General features: G+C 68.7%; 1 protein-coding gene. It reads right to left on the bottom strand.

Translation table 11 applies throughout. From position 1 onward, the window contains the following. A partial coding sequence (locus tag A5696_RS23665; protein WP_156738567.1) for a TetR/AcrR family transcriptional regulator occupies positions 1-386 on the bottom strand: 386 nt, incomplete at its 3' end. Positions 387-630: the final 244 nt, after the last annotated feature.

Genomic DNA, 630 nt, shown 5'->3' with positions numbered 1-630 from the left:
CGCTCCCGGGCGTCCTCGACGATGTCATTTATGATGTCGCGCAACGCTTTTGACCCCGGATTCCGTGTCCGGCCGCCGTCGATTTGGGATTCGAGCAGGCTTTCGGCCCGGATCGCCCACTCGAAAGCCGCGAGGTCCGGGAACTCGCGCATCAACTTTCCCGATTCGTCGAGCACCGCTTCGATTCGGTCGACGACGCCGCCGGGACGGGCGGCGGCCCGGCGCAGCCGTGGCAGGGCGACCTCGGTTCTGGCCGCGACGGCCGCCTTGATCAGCTCCGACTTGTTGGGGAAGTAGTTGTACAGGCTGGCGCTGGTCACCTCCGCGGTCCGGGCGATCTCGCGGATGGTGGCCTTGGAGTAGCCGCGCTGGGCGACACAGCGCATGGTGGCGACGAGGAGCCGGCGGCGGGTCTCCTCGCCGCTGGCGCCGACGGGGCGGCCGAGCTGGGATGGCGAAGCCGGAGGATAATTGATCGCCCGATTATATTCGAGGGAGCCGCTCAAAAGGACGCAGGAGTGAGGACATCAGCATGACGCGGGCGCAGCTGGGTCGCCCCGTCGGCGCCAGCGGCGAGGAGACCCGCCGCCGGCTCCTCGTCGCCACCATGCGCTATCTCGCCCAGCGCGG

It is taken from the genome of Mycobacterium sp. E2699, assembly GCF_001666745.1.
Lineage (GTDB): Bacteria > Actinomycetota > Actinomycetes > Mycobacteriales > Mycobacteriaceae > Mycobacterium.
This window is presented reverse-complemented; position numbering and strand designations above follow the sequence as displayed.